The 23,789-nt window shown below is 58.1% G+C and carries 15 protein-coding genes; 8 read left to right on the forward strand and 7 right to left on the reverse strand.

The genetic code is table 11. From position 1 onward, the window contains the following. The first annotated feature begins 2 nt into the window (after positions 1-2). Positions 3-2,708, forward strand: coding sequence for a bifunctional acetate--CoA ligase family protein/GNAT family N-acetyltransferase (locus tag Poly24_RS21275; RefSeq protein ID WP_145100366.1), 2,706 nt, complete (start codon positions 3-5; stop codon positions 2,706-2,708). Positions 2,709-2,739: 31 nt separating this feature from the next. On the opposite strand, the gene Poly24_RS21280 is transcribed toward Poly24_RS21275, so the two are convergent. Next, complete coding sequence (locus Poly24_RS21280) at positions 2,740-3,672, reverse strand: histone deacetylase family protein (protein ID WP_145100369.1); 933 nt, start codon at positions 3,670-3,672, stop codon at positions 2,740-2,742. Between the two features lie 214 nt (positions 3,673-3,886). On the opposite strand from Poly24_RS21280, the gene Poly24_RS21285 reads away from it, so the two are divergent. Together Poly24_RS21285 and sugE are read left to right on the forward strand one after the other, a co-directional pair. Next, positions 3,887-4,123, forward strand: a complete 237-nt coding sequence (locus tag Poly24_RS21285; protein WP_231753273.1) for a DUF3565 domain-containing protein — start codon at positions 3,887-3,889, stop codon at positions 4,121-4,123. A gap of 45 nt (positions 4,124-4,168) precedes the next feature. Further along, on the forward strand, positions 4,169-4,483 hold the full coding sequence (gene sugE / locus Poly24_RS21290) for a quaternary ammonium compound efflux SMR transporter SugE (RefSeq protein ID WP_145100372.1): 315 nt from the start codon (positions 4,169-4,171) through the stop codon (positions 4,481-4,483). Positions 4,484-4,504: 21 nt separating this feature from the next. Here sugE and Poly24_RS21295 read toward each other — a convergent pair whose 3' ends face one another. The 4 genes from Poly24_RS21295 to Poly24_RS21310 form a co-directional block, all read right to left on the reverse strand. After that, the gene (locus Poly24_RS21295; RefSeq protein WP_197452077.1) at positions 4,505-5,386 is read right to left on the reverse strand and encodes a YitT family protein; all 882 of its coding nucleotides are present in this window, start codon (positions 5,384-5,386) and stop codon (positions 4,505-4,507) included. A gap of 149 nt (positions 5,387-5,535) precedes the next feature. Next, positions 5,536-6,096 (reverse strand): ECF-type sigma factor, encoded by a 561-nt coding sequence (locus tag Poly24_RS21300; protein WP_145103286.1) that lies wholly within the window; start codon positions 6,094-6,096, stop codon positions 5,536-5,538. Positions 6,097-6,205: 109 nt separating this feature from the next. Beyond that, positions 6,206-10,075: a CotH kinase family protein gene (locus Poly24_RS21305; RefSeq protein ID WP_145100375.1), complete on the reverse strand. Its 3,870-nt coding sequence runs from the start codon at positions 10,073-10,075 to the stop codon at positions 6,206-6,208. 126 nt (positions 10,076-10,201) lie between these two features. Next, complete coding sequence (locus tag Poly24_RS21310) at positions 10,202-10,792, reverse strand: hypothetical protein (protein WP_145100378.1); 591 nt, start codon at positions 10,790-10,792, stop codon at positions 10,202-10,204. A gap of 255 nt (positions 10,793-11,047) precedes the next feature. Here Poly24_RS21310 and Poly24_RS21315 point away from each other — a divergent pair, with 255 nt between their 5' ends. The 3 genes from Poly24_RS21315 to Poly24_RS21325 all read left to right on the forward strand — a co-directional run bounded on the left by Poly24_RS21315 (position 11,048) and on the right by Poly24_RS21325 (position 15,464). Continuing rightward, positions 11,048-11,581: an EF-hand domain-containing protein gene (locus Poly24_RS21315; RefSeq protein WP_231753274.1), complete on the forward strand. Its 534-nt coding sequence runs from the start codon at positions 11,048-11,050 to the stop codon at positions 11,579-11,581. Positions 11,582-11,940: 359 nt separating this feature from the next. Then, on the forward strand, positions 11,941-14,154 hold the full coding sequence (locus Poly24_RS21320) for a serine/threonine-protein kinase (RefSeq protein ID WP_145100381.1): 2,214 nt from the start codon (positions 11,941-11,943) through the stop codon (positions 14,152-14,154). Between the two features lie 50 nt (positions 14,155-14,204). Beyond that, the gene (locus Poly24_RS21325) at positions 14,205-15,464 is read left to right on the forward strand and encodes an outer membrane protein assembly factor BamB family protein (protein WP_145100384.1); all 1,260 of its coding nucleotides are present in this window, start codon (positions 14,205-14,207) and stop codon (positions 15,462-15,464) included. A 261-nt stretch (positions 15,465-15,725) separates the two neighbouring features. Here the strand turns inward: Poly24_RS21325 and Poly24_RS21330 are convergent, their stop codons facing one another. Next, the gene (locus Poly24_RS21330; RefSeq protein WP_145100387.1) at positions 15,726-18,386 is read right to left on the reverse strand and encodes a DUF11 domain-containing protein; all 2,661 of its coding nucleotides are present in this window, start codon (positions 18,384-18,386) and stop codon (positions 15,726-15,728) included. 256 nt (positions 18,387-18,642) lie between these two features. Beyond that, complete coding sequence (locus Poly24_RS21335; RefSeq protein ID WP_145100390.1) at positions 18,643-19,467, reverse strand: lipase family protein; 825 nt, start codon at positions 19,465-19,467, stop codon at positions 18,643-18,645. A gap of 396 nt (positions 19,468-19,863) precedes the next feature. On the opposite strand from Poly24_RS21335, the gene Poly24_RS21340 reads away from it, so the two are divergent. After that, positions 19,864-22,323 carry a DUF1592 domain-containing protein gene (locus Poly24_RS21340; RefSeq protein WP_145100393.1) on the forward strand — a complete coding sequence of 820 codons (2,460 nt, stop codon included), beginning with the start codon at positions 19,864-19,866 and terminating at the stop codon, positions 22,321-22,323. Beyond that, a complete protein-coding gene (locus tag Poly24_RS21345; protein WP_145100396.1) occupies positions 22,313-23,653 on the forward strand; it encodes a DUF1552 domain-containing protein in 1,341 nt (446 codons plus the stop codon). The genes Poly24_RS21340 and Poly24_RS21345 overlap by 11 nt, the downstream gene beginning before the upstream one ends. Positions 23,654-23,789: the final 136 nt, after the last annotated feature.

A 23,789-nucleotide genomic window follows, 5' to 3' on the forward strand; every position in this document is an offset into this window, starting at 1 on the left:
ATATGACCTCAAAGCACCTGAAGAAGATCTTTTCACCGGCCAGCGTGGCGGTGATCGGTGCCAGTGAACGGGAGGAGAGTGTCGGCAGGTTGTCGCTGAGAAACCTGATCGAGGGCGGGTTCCGCGGGCGAATTTATCCCGTCAATCGCAACTACGAATCGATCCAACAGCTGCCCAGTTTCCCGTCGGTCGCGGCGATCCCCGAGGTGGCCGATCTGGCCATCATCTGCACCCCGGCGGCAACGGTTCCCGAAGTCGTCAAGCAGTGCGGCCAGGCGGGGATCCGCGGGATCATCATCCAATCGGCCGGCTTTTGCGAGGTTGGAGCCGAAGGGGCGCGGTTGCAAGACGAGATCGTGAGGGTCGCCAAAGCCTTTCCTGGGACAAAAATCATCGGTCCCAATTGTGTTGGCATCATCTCGCCGCATCGGCATCTCAACGCAAGCCTCGCCAGCGAGATGCCTCCGGCGGGCAACGTCGCTTTCATTTCGCAATCCGGGGCCCTCTGTACGCCGATCCTCGAATGGGCGATCCAGCAGAACGTCGGTTTCTCTCAGTTTGTCTCGATCGGAAACATGGCCGATGTGACCATCGCCGATTTGATCGACTATTTTGCGGAGGACCCGTGGACCGAGTCGATCGTGCTGTATGTCGAATCGTTGACCGAAGCCCGCGCGTTCCTCTCGGCCGCGCGAGCGTTCACGCAATCCAAACCGATCATCGCGTTTAAGTCGGGGCGTTTCGACGCGTCGGCGGCCGCAGCGGCATCGCATACCGGAGCGATGGTGGGTGTCGACAGCGCCTACGAAGCGGCATTCGCGCGGGCGGGAATCGTTCGCGCGAACGAACTGGACGACCTCTTCGACAGCGCCGAATTCTTGGCTCGCCACCCCAAGCCGTGCGGCGACCGGTTGGCGATTGTCACCAATGCGGGCGGCCCCGGCGTGATGGCAACCGACGCCTTGTTGCAGCGGAACGGAAAGCTGGCGCCGCTGTCCGACGCAACGATCGCCGCGTTGGACGCTCAATTGCCAGCCGCTTGGTCGCGCTGCAACCCGGTCGACGTGATCGGCGACGCGAGCGACCAACGCTACGCCGCCACCCTGCAAACCGTGCTCCGCGATCCGAACGTCGACGCGGCGTTGGTGTTGCTGGCACCGCAAGCGACCACCGATCCCAGCGGGGTTGCCGACGCGGTGATCGCCGCTGCCAAGTCGACGACCAAACCGGTCTTGGCGTCGTGGATGGGCTGCACTCGCGTGGCCGAAGGAATTCGGCGGCTGACGCAGGGGGGCATCCCGGTCTACGCGACGCCCGAAAAATGCGTGCGGGTGTTTATGCAGTTGGTGCGTTATGGCCGTAACCGCGAAATGTTGTGCGAAACGCCGTTGGAGGTGCCGCTGACCTTTCCGGTCGACGAAACGGAGCGGCGGAAATGTGTTGTCGACGCGGGCAACGCACGCCCCGACGAGCGGACACCGCTGAGCGAATACGAATCGAAGTTGGTGCTCAAGAACTATGGCTTTCGGGTCGCGGAGACCGAGATCGCTCGATCGCAGGAGGAGGCGGTGGCGATCGCCGATCGGCTCGGCTACCCCGTCGTCTTGAAAGTCTATTCGCCGCAGATCATGCACAAGACCGATGTCGATGGCGTCGAGTTGAATTTGACAAACGGCGACCGAGTGCGCGAGGCGTACCAAGAAATCGGTCGACGCGTAGCGCAACATCGGTCCGACTTTGAGTTCGGCGGCGTGACGGTGCAACCGATGGTTGTCGCTTCCCTTAGCCGTGAATTGATCCTCGGGGCAAAACGCGATCCCGTCTTTGGACCGGTGCTGTTGGTCGGTGCGGGAGGGATCACGGCGGAGTTGGTGCAAGATTGCGCGATGGAGTTGCCGCCGCTGAACGAACGACTCGCACGGCGGATGTTGGAATCGCTGCAATCGTGGCCTCTTTTAACAGGATACCGCGGACGTCGCGGCGTGAATGTCGATCTGTTGGTGGAATGCTTGTTGCGGATGTCCAAGATGATCGTCGAGTGTCCCGAGATCGCTGAAATCGATATTAACCCGTTGATGGCGAGCGACCGCGATGTGATCGCGCTCGATTCACGAATCATTCTCGACGGACTGACACGCCAGAAAGCGAGTTCACGATTCGCGCACTTGGCGATCCGCCCGTATCCCGAAGAATTCATTCGCAACATCGAACTCCGCGACGGCACTCCGGTCGTGCTGCGACCGATCAAACCCGAAGACGAACCGATGTGGCATCGGTTGATCGAAAGCTGTTCCGCCGAAACGATCCAGCAGCGCTTCCGTTACATGTTCCGCACCGCCACCCATGCGATGGCTTCTCGATTTTGTTTCATCGATTACGACCGCGAACTGGCGATCGTGGTGGAGGTGGTCGAAGAGGGGGTCAAGCAGATCGCGGGCGTTGCCCGGTTTGTCGCCGACGCCGATCACTATGAAGCGGAATTTGCAATCCTGGTTGCCGATCGCTGGCAGGGACGCGGGCTTGGGTCGTTGATGACCGACAAGTGCCTGACGATTTGCAAACGCTGGAACATCCAATCGGTCGTTGCTGAGACCGCCGCGTCGAACCATCGGATGATCCAAATGTTCCAGCGACGCGGTTTTGAGATCGATCGATCCAAATCGTTTGATACCGTGATGGTCAAGAAGAGCTTGGTCGATTCCGACTGACCCGCGGTGAAAGCTTTGGCTGCCCAGCAGCTTACGCTTCGATCAATTGTTCTAAATGGATAGGAACACATTCGGCCATCGCTTCGGCGTTGTAGCCCCCTTCCAGAACGCTGACCAAGCGGCCGCCGGAGTGTTTGTCGGCCACATCCAACAGCACGCGCGTGAGCGCACGAAAATCTTCGCTCTCGAGTCCCAGCGATCCGATCGGGTCCTCTTTGTGCGCGTCGAAGCCGGCGCTGACCATCACCAACTGCGGTTGGATCGTGTCGGCAAACGCGTGCACTCCGTTGGTGAAGGTCTCCAGCTGTTCTTCGCGCGGCGTTCCCAAGGCGACGGGCAGATTCATCGTCGTTCCCTTGCCAGGGCCGATGCCGATTTCATCCGCCGCACCGGTATGCGGGTATAAGGGAGATCGATGCATCGAAAAATAACCGACGTCGGCAGCCTCCCAGAACATCGCTTGGGTTCCGTTGCCGTGATGGACGTCGAAGTCGACGATCAGCACCCGCTCGATTCCAAGTTCGTTGGTCGCAACGCGCGCGCCGACGGCGATATTGTTGAACAGGCAAAACCCCATACCGTGGTCGGGCATGGCGTGATGTCCGGGAGGGCGGATCAGACAAAATGCCGTCTTGTCTTCGCCGGCGACAACGCGACAGACCGCGTCGCAAACAGCTCCGGTCGCCTTTAATGCGACTTCATAAGACTTCGGGCTGACGACAGTATCGGTATCGATCAACCCGCCACCGGTCTCGGCCATCTGTTGCAGCGCTTCGATGTATTTGTGTTGATGGACGTAGAGCAAACGGTCTTTCGAAACCGAATCCCAAGCGGGACGTTTGCAAGCCGAATCCAAAGCGAGAAAGCTCAAGTTCCGCACCGCGGGCAGAATCCGCCCGCCCCGTTCGGGATGGTCTCCCGTCAGGTGTTCCATGAAAATCGGATCGTAATACAAAATGGTCATGCCGGGTATTCTAACCACACTCGACTGCAACTGCACTTCGCGCCACGAAGCGGGCAACGTTTTTTAGAAACAGTCTTCTGGGACGATCGATGGGCGGTTTGTTTCGCAAATTGAACGGGTGTTCGCTGTCGCATTTGTCCTGCCTTGGGTTGTCCAGCGAACGATTCAAAGCTAAATAGATGCATTGCCGTCGGATCCTCCCGCCACTCTCCCAATGTTTCTGCGACGCGCGATGCATCAACCGATCACTGGCTACCACACCGATGAAGAGGGCGACTGGGTCGCTCAGCTCGGATGTGGTCACAATCAACACGTTCGCCATACGCCGCCGTGGATGAATCGCCCTTGGGTGACAACCGCCGCGGGCCGCGCGGGGATGATCGGGCATCTGATGCAATGCAAGAAGTGCGACGAAGGGGCTGCTGCCGACGCGCGACCCGCAGAAAAATAGACACCGTAAAAACGGCTCACTCACAAACGGAAATGGTCTCAGTTCATGGCGTGGTTATATTTGGTGATCGCTGGCTTGTTAGAGGTCGCTTGGGCGATCGGGTTGAAGCAGACCGAAGGTTGGACGCGGCTTGTCCCCAGCATGATCACGGTTGTACTGATGATCGCCAGCTTTTATTTCCTGTCCCATGCGATCAAAGAGATTCCGCTGGGAACTGGTTATGCGATCTGGACAGGCATCGGCGCCGTCGGGACCGCATCGCTGGGGATCTTACTGTTTGGCGAGCCGGCGTCGGCGATCCGGATCGCATGTATCGGGTTGATCATCGGGGGAATTGTTGGTCTTAAACTGGCAGCGTAAAGAAGCCACTCGCTCACGCGGCTAACTGATCGGCGTGATGTAGTAGCGACGCGAGATCCCTTCGATATCATAGTTGTAGTGAAAGCTGCTGGGGTCCGATTCCTCGACAGCGTCGACCAGATGCGGAAGTTCCTCTTGCGTGATGATCGTCCGTACCATCCAAAACGATTCGCCGCTGTGGCCACCGATTCCTGGCTGCACGGTGTAGGTGCGATGTGCCGATGTGGCGGTGATCGCTTCGCCGATCGCCTCTTGATTGCGGGTGATGATCACCAGCATCGTGATTTTGAACTTGTGGTACAGATTGTTCAGCGTTTCGGCCGACGCGAAGATGTAGATGCAGGTGTACATCAGCGTGTTGACGACCGATTCGATGTGCCCATGTTTCAGCAGCTCCATCCCCAGGCCAAAGGCGGTCGAGCCGACGGCGGCAAAGATCGCGATCGATCCGACCGGCTTCAGATACTTCATGGCAAAGTAGGCGCCCAGGATATCTTCGTCGCCGGTGGAGCCACGATTTTTGAAGGCCAGCGCTTTGGCAAACCCAGCCAACAGGCCGCCGAAGATGACTAGGATGATCCGTTCGTTTTGAGGTTCGGGCGAAGCGAATTGCAATTCGGGCAGCCCGGCGAGCGCGAGGACGACCGTGGCGACAACGATCAGCGAGCGAAGGGCAAAGGTGCGACCGACGCGCGTGAAGGCAAACGCCAGCAGCGCCGCCTGGAAGACCAGGTACAAGACGATGAACAGCGGATAGCTTTCGAAGTAATAAGAGAGTGCCGCCGCGATCCCTTCGGTTCCCGTCAGAATGACTTTCGACGGCAGAACAAAATACTTCAGCGCGATCGCGTACAGCAGGCCCGCTGATACGATCATCACGTAATCGACAAATCCTCGAGACACAAAACCCTCGTCCTGGCAAATCGGAAACCTAGAGAACGGCGGTCGCCAGCGGCAACGTTCCAATTATGCAGTTTTGAGAAATCGCAACCACGGGGCAGGCGAGAGGATTCGGTCGCTTCACACCCTTTGGGGGACCGCCCACCGATGGGCTACGAGTTGATTTCGCGTTGCAGCCAGGCGCGGGCGAAGGCCCAGTGGCGTTTGACGGTTCGCGGGGATTGCCCCAGGACTTGCGCCGTCTCTTCGATCGTCAGCCCCGTGAAGTACCGCAGCTCGACCAGCTTGGCCAGGTCGGCGTCTTCGAGGGCCAGTTTGTTGAGGGCATCGTCGAGCGCGAGCAGATCGTCGACGTCGTCGGCATCGACAAAAGCACTCTCTTCGTGAAGTTCCTGCCGGACGTAATCGCCGCCCCGTTTGTCGCGGCCTCGCCGACGGGCGTTATCGATCAAGATCCGTCGCATCGCTTCAGCTGCGGCGGCAAAGAAGTGGCCGCGAGAATCCCATTCCTGCGGCGTCTCGCCACCGACGAGCCGCAAGAACGCTTCGTGAACAAGCGCGGTCGGTTGCAGCGTTTGCCCCGACTTCTCCTGATTCATTTTGCTGGTCGCCAGTTTGCGCAGCTCTTCGTAAACCAATGGCAACAATTCACTGGCAGCCTGCCGATCCCCATCGTGAATGGCCGACAGAATCCTCGTGACGTCGCGTTTCACAACATTCATGATGCCAACCATTCCGGCGTGGTAAAAATAGCTCTCTCGACGAAAGCTGGTGTTGCCGATATTCGGATTTCAGTCTCCGGGCGGAACGACTTGTTTCGCGTTATACCTCATTCAGCCATTGTAGAAACTCGTCATCATCCCGCGGTACCGACTCGAACGTTTTTTCGTGAATCGATGTCAGGGCGAGATCGATTAATTCGGGAGTCCATTGCGATGGAACCGCTTGCGTTGCCATCGCGACGGGCAACGATTCGGTGTAGTCCGCGGGCTCCTCGAACGCCACTTCGGATTCTTCTTCGGTCGACTCGACGCTGGCAAAAGTCTCCAGCGGCATGGCGGTTGCCGACTCCCCCTCACCGAAGACCGTCAAGCGATTTAGATAGTTCAACACGACCAACGCATCGATCGGAGCGAGAAAGTTATTGCCGTTGGTGTCGTAGTAGAATCCGGGGAATTCGCCATCGACGGTGGGTGTCGGCAGTTCCATTGCGGAAGTAAGATTCAGCCGGTTCAGAATAACCAGGGCATCCAGCGGAGTCACATCGCCGGAGTGGTTCACATCCAAAGGGTTCAGCGGGTTGATCCAAGGAGCGGAACTGACGTACTGCACGATCGCTCCGCTATCCGCCACCAAAACGGTCACAAATTGATCGTCGACAAATTGAGGGTCATCAACGGTGAAGCCGTCGCCGAAATCGACCGAATCATCGTCGTCGACGGTCACGCGAAGGATATCGGCGGCAGCTAGGGCCGATTCGGGATCGAGCATTAGCTGATTGGCACCATCGCCGCGGATGTCAATCGATTCGATCGCTTCGATCACGCGGGCGGTCAGGTCGAGAACGTGCCCGTTGCCAACAAGCTGCAATAGGTCGCTACCGTCGCCACCGGAGATATTTAGCCCCAGGGCAAGTGCCAGGTGATCGAAGAGAATCGTGTTGTCACTCCCGTTGCCATTGATTTGCATCAGCAATGTCGAGGCCGCCGCGCGGAACAGGACAGAATCGCCACTGGTGACGAGAACTTCATCGTCGACAACGTCGATCGAAATGTCTTCGATCAACGCGTCGAGATCGAATGTGCCATCGGAGGTCGCGACGTTTTGGTTCGTTGCACCGGGCGTTGGTGTCGACATCGAAACCAAAGTATCTGATCCGTCGGGATAGCGCCCGTAAGAAACGTCGGTTGTCTGTTCGCCAAACGTCACCGTATCGACGATTGACACTCCGTCGACGTTGTACAGCCAAATCGCTTCCCCACCAGAGGACAGCTTAAACGAAGCGTGGTCGTCTCCTTGGTCGGTGTCTTCGTCGGCCCAGATGACCAGATAGCCACCGGCATCGATTGTCGATCCGGTTGGGAACTGCCACTGCGTTGGCTCCGAAGCATCGTCGGTCAGGTAGAATCCGCTCAGATCGATCGCTGCGGTGCCGGGATTGTAGAGTTCGATCCAATCTTCGTAAGCTTCCGCTTCGTCGGGATCCTGGATCGTCGAATCGTTGTCGGCCATCCATTCGTTGATGTAGATCTCGACTGCCGTTGCCGCGGTGAGGATCGATGCGTTGGCAGCTCCAGGAGTCGCCTCGGTCAATTGACCGAAGGTGGTTGTTCCGTCGGGAGAGCGTCCATAAGCGACATCGGTTGTCTGTTCGCCAAACGTCACCGTATCGACGATCGACACTCCGTCGACGTTGTACAGCCAAATCGCTTCACCACCAGAGGACAGCTTAAACGAAGCGTGGTCGTCTCCTTGGTCGGTGTCTCCATCGGCCCAGATGACCAGATAGCCGCCGGCATCGATTGTCGATCCGACGGGGAATTGCCACTGCGTTGGTTCGGAAGCATCGTCGGTCAGGTAGAACCCGCTCAGATCGATCGCTGTCGTGCCGGGATTGTAGAGTTCGATCCAATCTTCATAAGATTCCGCTTCGTCGGGATCTTCGATCGTCGAATCGTTGTCGGCCATCCATTCGTTGATGTAGATCTCGACCGATTCGACGTTGACAAGACTCGCCTGATTTTCGTTGCCAAACGTTGGTTGATCGGTTGTCTCCAGATCACCGGTACCGTCGGGAATTCGAGCCAACGACGTGTCGCTAGCCATCGCGGTGTAGGTGACGGCATCGATCACGGTGGTCCCATCGGTCAAATACAGGCTACCGCCACCGGCGCTGAGCGTGAAACTCGTATGGTTGGAACCTTCACCGATTTCCCCATCGACCCAAAGTGTTGCGAACCGACCATCGCCGAGGTCTTCTGCGGGGATCGCCCACTGGGTTAGATCGCTCAGGTTGTCGGTCAGATACAGCCCCTCGAGGCTGACCGTACCGGGGCCGTTGTTGTAGATTTCGATCCATGGGTCGAAGTCGCCCGATTCATCCTGGGCCGTTGCGACATTGACGGACATCAATTCGTTGATCGCCAGATCGGCATCATCAGCGTATACATCCAAGACCGACGACAGGTAGGTCGATCGTTCTTCGATGAAGCTGCTGAGGCCATAATAGATGCGTTGTCCCGAAACGACATCGGTCGTCAGGTTTTGTTCGAACTGCGCTGTCGTGAACTGCTTGTTCGGATCGGCGGCGACATCATCGCGGATTAAATCGGCGAGTTCATCGATCCGCGTGGTCGCCGACGCGACGTCGAAGCCTTCCCGCAACATTTCCGCCAGATCGCGAAGGTATTCGGTGCTATATTCGTCGACGGCCCACAGATTCTCTGCCAACGGGCGCGGTTGATCTTCGCCCGTTGTTGGTGGACCGGGAGGTCCCGCAGCCGTTTCCACTGGCAACCAGAAGGGCTCCAGTTGCACGAGGTCGGTGCCGCGATCGACGAACTGGGTGAAAGTGCCAAACGATTCATTGACATCCCAGAAGATATGGGTGAACTGTCCGGTGTCGTCCCGGTCGTACAGGTAGTAGTTGTGCGCCGATCCGAGATAAGAATCCAAATTGCCAAACAGGTTGTTTAACGCCAACGAAGCAAGCGTGTCGTCGACATCGAGCAACGATTCGATCGCATCGCTTAACTCGCCCGACGGTGTGTTGTTAAGCACGTCGATCATTTCGATCAACTGCGTATAATCGTTTGCCGTCTCGTTGGTCTTTAGTTGGTAGAACTCTTCGTACGCGGTTTGGTCCGCGCCCAGGTAGGTTAGATCCGAACCGAAGTCGGCTTGCGGGTCGTCACCTGCATCGTCCGGTGCGGCTCCTTTGTAGAGATTGCCATCCTCATCGCTACCGAAACGACTCTGGGCAAAGTTCTTGTCGACCTGTTCGACTGCCGTGTAGAGCCCGTAGTACTCTCCGTTGATGTAGACCTTCGTGTGAACCGCTCGACTGACCCCTTCGACAAAGTTCGATGCGTAGTCGTAGAACAATTTTTCCCGCAGCATTGTGGGGTCGTTGTAGTTGTTGTTCAGATTCAGCTTGGTCAGGCCCAGGAAGGAGAGGTCTTCGCCATCCTGTTCAAACTCATTGAAATCGAGCTTCAGCGACTTCTTTATACCGGTCCCGTCGAACGAGGAATTGCCCTTGAACCGAACCCCGATGCTGCCCAATTCGATACCGTCGCCAACGAAGCTGGCCTCGAAATAGGGATCGTCGATGTCGTTGGCATGCGATTCGTAAAGCGTGTCGTACCAATCGGGAGCTTCAAACGTGATGTAGATCTCATGGACGTAGCTGTCGTCAAAGAAAGCGGCAGCTTCGTCGTCGATCGCCACGGGATCCCAGAACGATGACGTCAGATCGTCCGCAGCCAACGCGCTGACGGCAAATGCCGATGTCTCCTCGACCGTTGTCTCGTCCATCAGCAAAGCCTCCCCTTCGGCATCGATCGATAGTTCGTCGATGGCATCGCCGTGCAGCATCATCCGCGGTTCGACAACTTCTAGTCGCAGTCGCCGTCGCAGGCTTGAGGCAGGACGTTTGGGGGAGGTGGAGTTCTGACGGAACCAGCTTCGCATAGGGATCAACTCGGCCAAATGAATCGCAATAAAAAGGGGCCGGAGCGAACCGGCAGCCTTCAATGCGTCATTGACCGCCGAGTTGGGACAGGCAAAACAGGAAAACTTGCCCCGTGCCAGTTCCACCTAGGCGAGGCGATTCAAAATGCTGCCGCTGGATCCGATCGGCTGCCCCAACGCTTGTTCCAGTAGATCGATATCGAGGCCGCTCTCTTCGAACGACTGCGTCAACGCCGACCGGATCGACTCATCGGACACTTCGGTCGCCGAATCGCTGGTCAGCTCTTGGATCGTATCGACGATCGAACTGAGCAACGAATCCAAGGTGCCCGCGTCGAGATTCGATGAGAGGAGCGCGGACTCCAAATCGGTCGAATCGTCGTCGCTCGGCTTGGGCCCTCGGGGCGGAGGTCCCGGCGGTCGATTTGCTTTGATCGCTGCCTCGACTTCGGCAGAGTCGATGCCGTTGGCTTCGAGCACTTCCTCGACAGCGCTGCGGAGCGAAGACCGACTGGTTGTCGACCCATTTGCTGTCAGCGACTCCACCGTCTCTTCGACCTGACTCAACACATCCGACGCCGTCGACGAATCGACTCCGATCGACTGCAGTGCCGCCGCAAGATGCTCTTGCTTCTCTTCGGCCGACGGGCCCCGATTGGATCCGGAGGCGTGGTTGGTGGGGGATGTGAAAGAGGCTCCCGTTGCGGAAATGCTCATTTGTCGCTCCTTAAAAAATTGGCTTCGAGGCGAGCCAACGGATTCAACTTACTACACGTTGGCAAGAAGCACTTTCGTGATTCTGAGCGTCCAACATTGGCAAAACCACTGGAAAACGTTGGATTTGCGGTCGGGATTGGGCTTGGTGAACAATCTCTTCAAAAGTTGGAAGATTCGTGTCCCCCCAGCCCACTCGAAGACGCATTGAGCCTTGCGACTCACCTCTTCTCTCAATCTCCGCAAGGACAATCCACCGTGAACTCAACCCTTCGACTGCTCGCTATCAGCGGCATACTCACAATGGCGACCACCGTTTCGGCACAGCCTCCCGGTCGCGGTGGATCGCCTTTGGAAATGATCAGCCAATTGTTCGATCACGCCGACACGAACCGCGATGGCAGCCTGACCAAGCAGGAACTTTCGGTTGCGATGCAAACGATGCAGTCGATGCGAGGCGGTCAACGTCGTGGACCGGGGGGACCCGGCGGTCCGCCTCCGCAAGGCGGTCCCCTTGGCGGCGAGATGGGACAACAACAACCGGGGCAAGAGGGACATCACGGCCCGCCACCGCGGCCAGGCCAGTTGATTCCCGACTTCGTCGTTCAATCATTGAGCTTGACCGAACGGCAGACCAAACAGTTGACCGCGCTGCAGACGACTGTCGACAAACGCCTCGCGGCGATCTTGAACGACGAGCAATTGGTCGCGTTGCAGCAGCCCCCCCAAGGCCCGCAGGGGCACGGCGCTCCAGGCGAAGAGCAAGGCGATCGCCCACGTCGCCCAGAATAACTCATCGGCGCGAAGGTCCTTCTAGCGCCGATCTCGTTTAACCGCGTGCCCAACGGGCCGCGCGTCTCCGAAACGCTACACTCGGTGACATGCGGGGGTGATTCCCGCGCGGTTAGACGACCCGTACCGTTAAGTTTTATAGGGCCGCTTGGCCGTGTGGTGGATACAGGAGATAGGATGAAACGCGGGGCGATGCCCACGCGGTTAAACGATTTACTGCGGTGCCGATCGGGGCGCGCGTTGGAGTCGGTATATTAAATGGCTGTAACTTCCCGAGAGCGGAACAGCTCGGCACTTCCCGAGGTGAAGGAATCCAGGGAGCCAGAGTTACCGACGACGTTTAAGTAAGACGAAATGCGATGACCAATCCGGCCGAACGAGCGATCTTCCTGCAAGCGATCGATGAGGAGAGCGCCGAGGATCGCGCTGCTTATTTGCAATCTGCCTGCGGCGGCGATCTGCAGCTTCGCGCTTCGGTCGAAGCCTTGCTGGCCGCGCACGACCAACCCGCCAAATTGCTCGATCAACCGATCGGCGGAGGCCATGGGATCGCCGCCACGATGACGCCTCCCCTCGCCGAACCGATCGAGCACATCGGGTTGCAGATCGATGCCTATCGGTTGATGGAACAGATCGGCGAAGGTGGGTTTGGACTTGTCTTCGTCGCTCAGCAAGAAGAGCCGGTTGCCCGCAAAGTGGCGTTGAAGATCGTCAAACCGGGCTCGGGCTCCAAAGAGGTGATCGCTCGGTTCGAGGCCGAACGGCAGGCGGTGGCGATGATGAATCATCCCAACATCGCTCAGGTGTTCGACGCCGGAGTGACGGCCGATCATCGTCCCTATTTCGTGATGGAACTGGTCCGCGGTTTGCCGATCACGGAATTCTGCGACAACCATCAATTGACCGTCCGGGAGCGGTTGAAGCTGTTGGTCGACGTCTGTTCCGCCGTCCATCACGCCCATCAGAAAGGGGTGATTCATCGCGACATCAAACCATCCAACGTGATGGTTACGCTGCACGATGCCAAGCCGGTGGCAAAGGTGATCGATTTTGGCGTCGCCAAAGCGATCGGGCAGACGCTGACCGACAAGACGATCTACACGCGGTTCTTTTCGATGATTGGAACGCCGCTGTACATGAGTCCCGAGCAGGCGGAGATGAGTGGACTGGACATCGACACGCGCAGCGACATCTATTCGTTGGGTGTCTTGATGTACGAGATGCTTGTCGGCGCGACGCCCTTCGATCGAGAGCGGATGGATTCGGCTGGCTACGACGAACTGCGTCGGATCATTCGCGAAGAAGATCCTCCCAAACCAAGCAAGCGACTCTCAACGCTCAACGACGCCCTGTCGACGGTCGCCACCACCCGCCGTCTGCAACCGATCCGCTTGGCCGCAACGATCCGTGGCGATCTCGACTGGATCGTGATGAAAGCGTTGGAAAAGGATCGGACGCGGCGTTACGAATCGGCGGCCGCGCTGGCTGCCGATATCAAGCGCTATTTGAATTCCGAACCGGTCGAAGCGCGACCGCCGTCGCGAGCGTATCAGTTTCGCAAATTTGCCCGTCGCCATCGCGCGGCGTTGGTCACGGCGATGTTGGTCGGCGTGACGATGTTGATCGGTTCGGCAGTCAGTCTGTGGCAGATGACCGCAGCGATCGACCAACGGAATCAGAAGGAAGCGGCGCTTCGCGAAGCGACCGCCGCGAAGGCGGAGATCGAACAGTTCGCCGAGAACATCACGCGAGCGAATTCGTTGATCGCCAGCGCCCAGGCGCACGTCAACGCCGGCCGAACCGAAGCGGCTCAGAGCGATTTCGACACGGCGGTCGCGCTGCAACCGGGCTACTACCAACCGTGGGTGGCGCGGGCTCAATTCCATACCGGGCGAAACGATTGGGAAGCGGCCGCGGAGGATTACGCCAAGGCGCTGACACTGGGAGCGCCGACCGACACGTCTTCCTGGTGGGGAACGCCTGCGTTGTTTTTATTGACCGATCGACCGAACGACTATCGAAGCATCTGCGAGCGGCTGGATCAAAGACTCGCCAACCTCGACGAGCGGCCGAACTGGGAATTGTTGCGCGACTGCGCCGTATCGGATGATTACACCTTTTCGGTTTCGCACGACGAACTGGCACGCATCGGTGAAGCGTGGCACCTCGCCTCCGACGCGATGCGATGGAGACCGCCGCCGGATCGGCGACACGATGGAGGGCGACCGTCGGTTCCTCGCGAGATTTGCCTCTACATTCTCGGATTGTTGTACCTGCGAGCTGGCGATAACGATGCGGCGATCGAGTGCTGGACGGAGGTGCTGGAGGAAAACCGGTGGCGTTCGCAATCGATCGTTCATGCCAGCTTGGCGATCGCTTACGACAACGTGGGCCGGCGCGATCAGGCCGAAGCCGAGCTGGCCAAGGCCCGCGAAGCGGCCGTTGAAATCGCCTTGCCCACCGAGCAAATGGGCCCTGAAGCCCAGTCGACGCCCTGGTTTGAAACCGTGGAATTTTTATTGACTTATCAAAACGCTCGCCGCCAGTTGGGGTTTAAGTCAAAGACAAAGTGACCTGCGACATTTCATGAGACACCTCGCTACCACCGATGAACGGACCGACGATGCTTCGAAAAATCCTACTGACCGCAACACTGCTGCTTTTCCCACTGGTCACACGCGCCGACGACTGGCCTCAATTTCTGGGACCTCAAGGAGCCGCGAGGTCGAGCGATAAAGTCGCCACCTCGTGGAGCGAATCGGAGAACATGGCGTGGCGCGTCGAGCTGCCGGGATCGGGTTCATCCAGTCCGATCATCACGGGGGATCGCGTGATCGTGACCTGCTACGTCAACGGCGATGGGAACGCGAAGCGGCAGGTTCTTTGTTTCGATAAGAACTCCGGCGAACAGCTTTGGTCGGTCGATTTCCCGATCGACTATCGCGAAGACGGCTACCAGGGCTACATCACCGAACATGGTTACGCCAGCAACACGCCGGTAACCGATGGCGAAAACGTTTATGTGTTCCTCGGCAAAGGGGGCGTGCACTGCATCGGACTCGACGGCCAGCGGAGCTGGAGTGTCGATGTCGGCAAGGAATCGAGCAACCGACGCTGGGGATCGGCCGCGAGTCTGTTGCTGTTTGAAAACAGTGTGATCGTCAACGCCGCGGAGGAGAGCAAAGCGATCATCGCGCTGGACAAAGCGACGGGGAAAGAACTGTGGCGACAGGAGGCGGGGATGCTCGAACTAACCTACGGCACGCCGCGGATCGTTTCGTTAGCCGATGGCGAATCCGAACTGGTGATCAGTGTTCCCGAAGAGATGTGGTCGATGAATCCGGTCACCGGGAAACTGAAATGGTACGCCCAGACGCCGATGACGGGGAACGTCACCCCGTCGGTGATCGTCGCCGGAGAAACGATCTATAGTTTTGGCGGCTATCGCGCCTCGGGATGCATCGCCGTGAAAGCGGGAGGCAAAGAGGATGTCTCCGATTCCCAGGTCCTGTGGACGAACCAATCGAGTTCGTACGTCGCGACGCCGCTGCTGCACGATGGCCGGTTCTATTGGATCGATGATCGCGGGATCGCCTATTGCACTTCGGCCGAGGATGGCGCGGTGATCTATCGTAAACGCGTCGGCAATTTGCAGAGCGGCCGGCCGGTCTATGCATCTCCGGTTTTGATCGGCGACCATATCTACGTCGTCACGCGCCGCAGCGGCACGCTGGTCTTCGATCCCGGGGACGCCTTCGAGCCGATCGCGCAAAACAAGATCGCCGACGACGAAAGCGATTTTAATGCCTCGCCAGCGGTTTCCAATGGCAAGCTCTATCTCCGCAGCGACAAGGCCCTCTATTGCATTGGGGCGAAGTCGTAACGCGTTGACCGCGAAGCGGTTTTAGAAGGTAGCCGGTGGTTTGAGCGTAGCGAATACCACCGGGCCCAAGGCAAAAATGCTCGCCGACCCCGGCGGGGTCGTACATTGCAAATGTCTGCGATCCCTTCGGGAGCGTTGATCATTATGGCCGTCGGATCCCGGAGGTGCGCCGCTGTGCGACGACCTCCGGCTACCGTCTTCGATCCCTTGGGGATTGTTGCGACAAGGGTGTCTATGGCCGTCAACGCATCCAACGCTTGGTTACGCGTTCACGAACGAGGCCAGGAAGCGTCGCTTCGACATCTCCAACTGTTCGCCAAAGTTGAAGTTGACAGCGTTGTCACCGGTCCCCAAAACGATGTCGATGATCGCATCCGCCCCTGCGGTACCGTTGTCGTCCGCTCCCGTTCCGACCGTATCGATCCCGTCACGCGTGCCGGCAGGTTGCGTCTCGACAACGCGGTAGGTGCCCGGATTCAGATTGTCGAAGGAGTACGCTCCCGTCGCATCGGTGACAGCCGTTCTGCTGACGTCGGCCCCTAACAAATCGGTGCCGATCAATTCCACGGTGACTCCCGCAAGCGGTGTTTCCCCCGTGTCGAAGACTCCGTCGTTGTCGGCATCGAGGTAGGTGAACCCGCTGAGACTGGCCAACTGGACCGTCGTCGTGGTCGAGGACGAATTGTTGGTAGAAACCGGATCGGGTTCGTTCCCGGTGACCGTTGCCTGATTGGAGATCGTGCCGGTGGTCCCCGATGCCACTTGAACACGAATCGTGACGGTGGCGGTACTGCCCGAAGCGAGATTCCCCACTGACGCCGTGATCACTCCATTGTTGTTCGTCACCGTTCCCTGCGATCCGGAACCGCTGACGAAGGTTACACCGGCAGGCAGGTTGTCGGTCACGACGACGCCGGTTGCATTGGAAGGACCGTTGTTGGTGACGGTCAATGTGTAATCGATCGTGTTGCCGGGTGATGTCGGATCACCAATATCGGTCTTGACGATCGAAAGGTCCGTTTGCTGCGTGACCGTGCTGCTGATGGTCGATTGGTTGTTGCTGGTGTTCGAATCGGTCTCGTTCGACGTAACATTGGCGGTATTGGTGACCGTACCGGTGGCTGACGCAGCCAGCGTGGTCACGATCGTGATCGTCGCCGTAGCCCCACTGGCCAAATTGCCTAGGTTGGCCGACAGGCTGTTGCCATTGGGCGTGACCGATCCTTGGCTGGCCGAAGCACTCACGATCGTCAATGTCGACGGAAGCACGTCGGTGACCGTCACTCCCGTACCATCGATCGGACCATTGTTGAGAATCGTCAATACATAGGTCAGTTCACCGCCAGCAACCGCGGTGGGCGTTGTCGCGGCGAGCGCTTTGACGATTTGGATGTCGAGCGTCGAGACGACACCGAAATCAAGTGTCAGGTTGGTGTCGCTGTCGGTATCGCCGTCGTTGGTCGGTTCGGAATTGACCAACAGCGTGATCGCCGCTGACACAATCCCCTGCCCTGCCAACACAACGCCATTGTCATCGTTGTCGACGTTGTTATTGGGATCCGCCACGCCGCTGCTGGAGACGAAATTGTTCAACACGCCACCGGTGTTGAAGTTCGATTGCGCCAATTGCACGATGTAGTCGCCGGGCAGCAGGTTGGTGAACGTATACATTCCCGCTGCACTGGTGGTTGTCGAGTCGACGAGGGTATCGGTTCCCGCAGTGTACTGGCCGTTGCCATCGGTGTCTTCGTAAAGATTGACGGCGACGTTGCCAATCCCGGCTTCGGACGCGGCGTCGTACACGCCGTTGTTATTCAGATCTTCCCAGACCAGATTCCCAAGCGTGAGCGGTTCCAGCAATGCAAAGTTGACCATCTTGTTCGTCTGCCCAACCGTACCCACCACAGAAACATCGCTATCGAACGCCGCAGCGCCCGTAACCTCCACGCGAATCGCGCCGACGTTGGTAAAATCGGCTCCGTTTCCGGTCTGGTTCGCATCGAAATCGGTCATCAAAATCAACAACTCATCCGTCGCGCCACCACCAGCGGTGACGGGCAAGATTGTTGTAAACGACGAAAAATTCCCGCCATCGGTATAGACCGTCAGGGTGATCGGAACGCCTGCGATATCGGCGCCCAGCATCAACATCAATTGATCGGCAGTTCCGCCGTTGGTGAGATCGACGCCGCCTAACCCCGTGGGATCAAGGGTCGCTGAACCATCGATGCCATCGTAGTCGACGGTATAGCCGCCCGTCGCATTCGTAGGGGAACTGTAGCTGAGCGTGCCCGATGTCGTGTTGACATCCAGATTCACACGGAGGCCCGACGTATAGTCCAGCATCAGGTCGCGCTCGCGTCCCAGAATCGATTGGCTGCCGGCAGGAGCAGAAAAGAAACCTTCGTCGCTGGGAGTTCCGGCATCGGCCTGCAAGCTTTGCGTGCCTTCGGAGAAACTGTCGACCTGGACGCCCGCGTCGACGCCCGAAGCCTCCGACTCACTGATCGCGATCAACGACGAAACATTCGTGCCGGGCTCGGCGATCAATCCGGCGGGTAAATTCCGTTCCACAAAGTAGTCACCTTCGATCAAACGATCGAAGGCGAATTCGCCATTGGCATCGGTCGTTTGGGTCTCCACAAACACATCGTCGCCACCGGCGACCCCGGAGGCCGAATCAAACGTTCCATCACCACCGTCGCGGTACAGGTGCAGCGTCACCGTGGGCGGGGCGACGTCGTCCGTGGTTAGCCCATCGCCCGTCTGGTCGTTGTAGACGGTTCCGTTGATTCCGCCAAAATCGACAGCCATCAATTGGCGTCCTTCGAGCGATTCGAGTCGCAACCCGCGACGGGCTCGCCTTTTATTCGTCTTCGACTGGTTCGATTTGCCAAACAGTAGATCTCGCAGTGGCCGCATTCTTATGTTCCCGGTGGATTGCCAACAGAGGAGTGGAACGTTTCACAAGGGCCCGCGTTGCCGTCGACGATCACGCCCGCAACATCTCACCCGACTTGCATTAGTCCACGTTATCGGCCGGAAAAGCCCTAACGGTTGGAATCATCGTGACGGTCGGAATCGCTTGGCTGTTCGCGCGACGCGCCCCAGCTTGCCTGGATTGAATTTGCAAGCGTTCCCAGGAAAGAAGAAAAATCGAGCGACCTCGGCGACGCGACTAGGTCGTCGACGCCCGATTCGGCTGGGCTTCGGAGGTGTGAGGGGCTGGCGGAGCGAGTTTGACCGGAACCGGAGGCTCGGTAATCCCCTCCTCCTCATACATCGCATACAGGATCGATTCGATATAGCGATGAATGCTATGATCGCTGAAATGGTCGATGTTAAATTTTCGCAGGCCGCGTAAAAAACCGTGCAAGCGATCTTGAGTTCGCCACCACCCTTCGAGCTTACGAATCCGACCTCGATAATCCAAATAAATCTCGTTTCCCCGATGACGATAGCCTAACCAGGTCGGTGGCACGCGGGTGACGATATCGTTGTTGTTGACCCATCGATAATGGGTCAGCTTCACGTAATTCACATAGCGTCGGTCGCCGACGCGTGGACTGCCATACGTGTAGAGTTCTTCGGGATTGCTGGCGATGTAAGACAGGAAACAGCGTCCGGCACAGATCGTCGCCATCGCCCCCCCCAACGAATGCCCACAAAACCACAACGGTCGGTTGTTGGTTTTGAGCACGCCTTCGATCATCGGCCACAGATCGTCGACTTCCTTTTTGAAGCCGCGGTGGACACGGCCGGCGGTTTCCGCCAAGACCGTTGCCGCGTTGGCATCGGCTTGAATGTCGTTCCATTCGTGTGGTTCGGTGCCACGGGCGGCGATCACACAATCGAATTCGTTGGCGAATTGATAGGCTTGCGATCCATCGTTGTTGAAAAATTTGACGATCGGAAATCCAATCGCCTGCCCCGCCAGCGTGGCTTCCCGCTCGTCGTTGTAGCTGATCATCGAGAGTTCGGCGAATAATAATGATCGCCGCATAAAACTCAGCTCGCGAATCGGCCCCTGAAGTTCCGAATGAACGATGAGGGGCCTTTCCCCCTGATCATGAATGACTTTCGGCACGATCTTTGTCTCCTGAACCGATGCTCGCGATTTGCATCCTTTTGCAAACCCACCCTTCGCCTAAACGTTAGATTACCCCAACGCTGCCAGCCCGCAAATCCCAAGCTCGCTGAACTTTGCCGAGCAATTTTCGCAGTGGACTCCGCAGAACGCTCTGCTACAATTAAGGCTTCACCCACCGGCCCCCCTTTCCCGCCCGATTATCGATTAATCGCAACCTGCGGTTTCGTTTCCCCCCACAATCCCCCCGCCTAAACCGTGCGCACTCCAAAGCTCCGATTATTGCTCGGCCTATTGCTATCACACGGCTTGATGGCCCCAGGACTCCAAGGCGATGACCTGTGGCCAGCACAAGCGGTTCCTCTGCTGGAAAAATACTGTTTCGATTGCCACAGCAATTCAACACAGGAAGCGGAGGTCAATCTGGAGGGTTTTGCGGCAGCCGAGAGTTTGATCGCTGCGGAGAACATGTGGAAAGAGACGATCAAGCAGGTCGAATTCGGTTCGATGCCTCCGGGGGATGTCGACCAGCCCACCGACGAAGAGCGAAAGACGTTGCTGGCGCTGATCGAAGGAGCGCTTTACGGCGGCGAATGCGATCTCGATGCCAAGCCGGGGAAGGTGACCGTTCGGCGGCTGAATCGAAACGAATACAACAACACGATCCGCGATCTCTTTGGCGTGTCCATCCGACCGGCCGATGCGTTCCCATCGGATGAGGTGGGGGCGGGCTTCGACAACAACGGCGACGTACTGACTCTGCCGCCGATGCTGTTGGAGAAATACGTCGAAGCGGCGGAACAGGTCGCTGCCGTCGCCGTCACCGATCCGAAGACTCTGACCAAGATCGACGCCCGCTGGCAATCCGACAAGGTCCAGATCAAAGGCAATTACACGACCAATAACTTTGAGATCCATACGATCGATGGCGATGGCGAGATCCATGGCGAGTTCGAATCGCCCTACGACGGCGACTATGGATTGATCGTCGAAGCTGCTGCGGTCGCAGAAGATTCGACGGTCACGCTCGAAGCCTTCCTCGATGGCGAGACATCGCTCGGCAAGACGACCTTTAAATTCCGCGATAGCACCGGTGGCGTCCATCGCCAAACGCTGAAGGTGAAGCTGACCAAGGGAAAGCACACAATCGACATTCGCGCCGCCAAGAGCGACGAGAAGAAGAGCGACGACAAGAAGAGCGACGACAAGAAGAGCGACGACAAGAAGGACGGCGACAAGAAGGACGGCGACAAGAAGGACGGCGACAAGAAGGACGGCGACAAGAAGGACGACGAGAAGAAGGACGACGAGAAGAAGGACGACGAGAAGAAGGACGACGAGAAGAAGAGCGACGACAAGAAGAGCGACGACGCATTGCCGCAGTTCCGGATGCGGGGCATGTACTTCGAAGGTCCTTACGGGATTCCCAAAGAGCGACTTTCGGGAACGCACTGGCAACTGCTTCGCCATCGCCCCCAACGAAACAAACGTTCGACACTCGATGCTGCTAAAGAGAACCTGAAAGACTATCTACCGCTGGCGTTCCGTTCGCCCGTCGACGACGAAACCGTCGCCCGTTATGCGGCGCTGGTCGATGTCGCTGTCCAACGCGAAGAGACCTTCGAACGGGGCATGCAGGTCGCGATCACCGCATCGCTCCTTTCACCTCGCTTCCTGTTCCGCAGCGAATTGCCAAGCGAAGGTGCAAAGCCGGGCGACTTGGTCGCACTGGATCCGTACCAATTGGCCAGTCGGTTGTCCTATATGTTCTGGGCTTCGATGCCCGACAACCGGCTTCGCGATCTGGCCAAGCAGGGAAAATTGACCGACGAAGCGGTGTTGCGTGGCGAAGTCAAACGAATGCTCGCCGAGCCCAAGGGGGAAGCGTTGGTGGAGAACTTTGCCGACCAATGGCTTGGCTTGCGAAACCTCAGTGGCTTGGCTCCCGATCCAAAGCAGTTCCCTAAATTCGACGAAAAGCTGCGAGAGGCGATGGTCCAGGAAACGCGTCTGACGTTTACGGATTGCATGCGAGGCGATGGCAGCGTGCTGAGCTTGCTCGATTCGCAAGACACCTTCCTGAACCAACGTTTGGCCGATCACTATGGCATCGAAGGGGTCAAAGGAGATGAATTCCGCCGCGTCTCGCTGAAGGGAACCGGTCGCAAAGGCATCCTGACTCAGGCCAGCATTCTGATGCTGACCAGTAATCCCACGCGAACCTCGCCGGTGAAGCGGGGCAAGTGGGTGATGGAGAACATCCTTGGCACCCCGCCGCCAGATCCACCCGCGGGCGTTCCCGAATTGGAGGCGACCAACGAGTCGAATCCCGACGCTCCGCTCCGCGAGCAATTGGCGATCCACCGCGACAATGCGATGTGCGCCTCGTGCCACCGCGTGATGGATCAGATCGGCTTCAGCTTTGAACATTTTGATGTCACCGGCCAGTGGCGAGATCGCGATGGCAAACATCCGATCGACGCTTCCGGAACGCTTCCCACGGGAGAAACGTTCGCCGATGCCCAGCAGATGATAGCGATGCTGCGAGAGACTCGCGGCACGATGTTTGTAACCGAACTCACCCGGCGATTGATGACCTACGCACTGGGCCGCGAATTGACGCGGCAGGACGAGTGTGTGGTCGAAGAGATCGTCGCGGCGACCGAAGCCGATGGCTGGAAATTCCGGGACATCGCAACGGCGATCGTGTTGAGTAAGCCTTTCCGATTTCAAACGGCCCCAGTTCTCGAGGATGAAAACGATGCTACATAATCAACAAATCAATCGACGAATCATGTTGCGTGGCCTGGGAGTCGCGATGGGGTTGCCGCTGCTCGAAGCGATGACGCCGATGGCCCGTTCGGTAATGGCTGCACCGTCGTCGAAAACGATGCCGACGCGGATGGCCTGCGTCTTCTTTCCCAACGGTGTGATCGTTCCGAAATGGCAACCCGCCAAGGGACCGGAGTTGGTACTCGGGGAATCCTTGCAGGCGCTGCAACCGCTGAAGCACAAGCTGACGATGGTCTCGGGTTTGGCGTTGGACAACGGTCGCGCGAAGAAAGACGGTGCCGGGGATCACGCCCGTGCCGGTTCGACCTTCTTGACCGCCGCTCGCCCAGTGAAGACATCGACTGATATCAAGGTTGGCGTCTCGGTCGATCAATTGGCAGCACAACAGATCGGCCAAGAGACACGCTTGGCTTCGATCGAGCTGGGTGTTTTGGGCAGCCGCAACGCCGGCAGCTGTGACTCCGGTTACAGCTGTGCCTATTCGTCCAACGTTAGCTGGCGAAGCGAGAATCAACCGGCTGCCAAGGAGACCGTGCCGCGACTGGCTTTCGAGCGACTGTTCGGAACCGGCGACAACGCAGCGACGCGCGAGCGAGACTTCTACCGCAAGAGTATCTTGGACGTCGTTGCTCAGGATGCCCGCAAGCTGGACAAGCAGCTGGGGACGACCGACCGCCGCAAGATCGACGAATACTTCACCGGCGTTCGCGAGCTGGAACGACGGATCGAAATGACCGAAGCGGAAGACCGCAAGGGCGTTCCCGATCTGGAGCTACCGCACGGCCGACCGAAGCAATTTGTCGAACACGCCGACCTGATGTCCGACCTGATGGTTGTCGCCTTCCAAACCGATGCGACCCGCGTGGCGACGTTCATGCTGGATAATGCCGGTGGCAACCGCAGCTATCCTGACATCGGCGTGAACGACGGCCATCACCAGATCAGCCATCACAGCAACCACGAAGGCAAGGTTGCCAACCTGCAGAAGATCGATGCCCACTTGGCCGAACGATTGGCTTACTTCCTGCAAAAACTCGACTCGGTTCAAGAGGCGGGCGGAACGCTGTTGGATCATTCGATGGTCCTGTACGGCAGCGGATTGAGCGATGGAAATCGTCACCGCCACGAAGATCTGCCGATCGTAATCGCCGGCGGTGCTCGCGGTCGCATCAAGACCAATCGCCACATCGAACTGGCCGAAGAGACGCCGATGGCGAATCTATTTATGTCGATGCTCGATATCGTCGGAGCTCCCGTCGAATCGATCGGCGACAGCACCGGACGTCTCGATCAATTGACGACGTCGTAATCCGCAAGATTACGGCCGATTCGGCGCGGTGGCTTCGCAAGCGAAGAAGCCACCACGTCGTAGGAACTCGCAGAACGAGCACGTTTCCCATCGTGCTCTCGGTCGCAATGACGGGCACTCAAACGCAGGGCCCTCG

Source organism: Rosistilla carotiformis (assembly GCF_007753095.1).
Taxonomy (GTDB): domain Bacteria; phylum Planctomycetota; class Planctomycetia; order Pirellulales; family Pirellulaceae; genus Rosistilla; species Rosistilla carotiformis.

Excerpts from the sequence above, each read along its gene's own strand:
- Poly24_RS21330 (WP_145100387.1), bottom strand. The coding sequence starts at position 18,386 with ATGCGGCCACTGCGAGATCTACTGTTTGGCAAATCGAACCAGTCGAAG.
- Poly24_RS21345 (WP_145100396.1), top strand. The coding sequence starts at position 22,313 with ATGCTACATAATCAACAAATCAATCGACGAATCATGTTGCGTGGCCTG.
- Poly24_RS21285 (WP_231753273.1), top strand. The coding sequence starts at position 3,887 with ATGTTTCTGCGACGCGCGATGCATCAACCGATCACTGGCTACCACACC.
- Poly24_RS21340 (WP_145100393.1), top strand. The coding sequence starts at position 19,864 with ATGGCCCCAGGACTCCAAGGCGATGACCTGTGGCCAGCACAAGCGGTT.
- Poly24_RS21335 (WP_145100390.1), bottom strand. The coding sequence starts at position 19,467 with ATGCGGCGATCATTATTATTCGCCGAACTCTCGATGATCAGCTACAAC.
- Poly24_RS21280 (WP_145100369.1), bottom strand. The coding sequence starts at position 3,672 with ATGACCATTTTGTATTACGATCCGATTTTCATGGAACACCTGACGGGA.
- sugE (WP_145100372.1), top strand. The coding sequence starts at position 4,169 with ATGGCGTGGTTATATTTGGTGATCGCTGGCTTGTTAGAGGTCGCTTGG.
- Poly24_RS21320 (WP_145100381.1), top strand. The coding sequence starts at position 11,941 with ATGACCAATCCGGCCGAACGAGCGATCTTCCTGCAAGCGATCGATGAG.
- Poly24_RS21275 (WP_145100366.1), top strand. The coding sequence starts at position 3 with ATGACCTCAAAGCACCTGAAGAAGATCTTTTCACCGGCCAGCGTGGCG.
- Poly24_RS21310 (WP_145100378.1), bottom strand. The coding sequence starts at position 10,792 with ATGAGCATTTCCGCAACGGGAGCCTCTTTCACATCCCCCACCAACCAC.
- Poly24_RS21305 (WP_145100375.1), bottom strand. The coding sequence starts at position 10,075 with ATGCGAAGCTGGTTCCGTCAGAACTCCACCTCCCCCAAACGTCCTGCC.
- Poly24_RS21325 (WP_145100384.1), top strand. The coding sequence starts at position 14,205 with ATGCTTCGAAAAATCCTACTGACCGCAACACTGCTGCTTTTCCCACTG.